The organism is Halobacillus alkaliphilus (assembly GCF_900113125.1).
GTDB classification, from domain to species: Bacteria; Bacillota; Bacilli; order Bacillales; family Halobacillaceae; genus Halobacillus; species Halobacillus alkaliphilus.
The window spans coordinates 1-1,529 of record NZ_FOOG01000088.1 but is presented as its reverse complement, the minus strand read 5'-3'; the positions used below and the strand labels follow the sequence as shown (position 1 = coordinate 1,529).

Genomic DNA, 1,529 nt, shown 5'->3' with positions numbered 1-1,529 from the left:
TTAAAGGATAGATAAGTCATCGATCCATTAGTATCCGTCAGCTCCACGTGTCACCACGCTTCCACCTCGGACCTATCAACCTCATCGTCTCTGAGGGATCTTACTTACTTGGCGTAAGGGGAAATCTCATCTCAAGGGGGGCTTCATGCTTAGATGCTTTCAGCACTTATCCCGACCACACGTAGCTACCCAGCGATGCTCCTGGCGGAACAACTGGTACACCAGCGGTGTGTCCATCCCGGTCCTCTCGTACTAAGGACAGCTCCTTTCAAATTTCCAACGCCCACGACGGATAGGGACCGAACTGTCTCACGACGTTCTGAACCCAGCTCGCGTACCGCTTTAATGGGCGAACAGCCCAACCCTTGGGACCGACTACAGCCCCAGGATGCGATGAGCCGACATCGAGGTGCCAAACCTCCCCGTCGATGTGGACTCTTGGGGGAGATAAGCCTGTTATCCCCGGGGTAGCTTTTATCCGTTGAGCGACGGCCCTTCCATGCGGTACCGCCGGATCACTAAGCCCGACTTTCGTCCCTGCTCGACTTGTAGGTCTCGCAGTCAAGCTCCCTTGTGCCTTTACACTCTGCGAATGATTTCCAACCATTCTGAGGGAACCTTTGGGCGCCTCCGTTACTCTTTAGGAGGCGACCGCCCCAGTCAAACTGCCCACCTGACACTGTCTCCGGACCGGATTACGGTCCTGGGTTAGAATGTCCGTACAGCCAGGGTAGTATCCCACCAGCGCCTCCACCGAAGCTAGCGCTCCGGCTTCTAAGGCTCCTACCTATCCTGTACAAGCTGTACCAACATTCAATATCAGGCTACAGTAAAGCTCCACGGGGTCTTTCCGTCCTGTCGCGGGTAATGCGCATCTTCACGCATCGTATAATTTCACCGGGTCTCTCGTTGAGACAGTGCCCAAGTCGTTGCACCTTTCGTGCGGGTCGGAACTTACCCGACAAGGAATTTCGCTACCTTAGGACCGTTATAGTTACGGCCGCCGTTTACTGGGGCTTCGGTTCAACGCTTCGCCTTACGGCTAACGCATCCCCTTAACCTTCCAGCACCGGGCAGGTGTCAGCCCCTATACTTCGCCTTACGGCTTCGCAGAGACCTGTGTTTTTGGTAAACAGTCGCTTGGGCCTTTTCACTGCGGCTCCTCGGCAGAGGAGCACCCCTTCTCCCGAAGTTACGGGGTCATTTTGCCGAGTTCCTTAACGAGAGTTCTCCCGCTCACCTTAGGATCCTCTCCTCGCCTACCTGTGTTGGTTTGCGGTACGGGCACCTCTTTCCTCACTAGAGGATTTTCTTGGCAGTGTGAACTCAGGAGCTTCGGTACTTTAGTTCCCTCCCCATCACAGCTTGACGTTGCCGGACGGATTTGCCTATCCGACCGTCTCACTGCTTGGACGCGCTCATCCAATGGCGCGCTCTCCTTATCCTCCTGCGTCCCCCCGTCGTTCAAACGGAAAGGAGGTGGTACAGGAATATCAACCTGTTGTCCATCGCCTACGCCTTTCGGCCTC

1 rRNA gene is annotated in these 1,529 nt (G+C 55.4%); it reads right to left on the bottom strand.

Going from position 1 to position 1,529, the window contains the following annotated elements:
* Positions 1-7: 7 nt before the first annotated feature.
* Positions 8-1,529: ribosomal RNA gene (locus BMZ06_RS20270) — 23S ribosomal RNA — on the bottom strand; the annotation flags it as partial.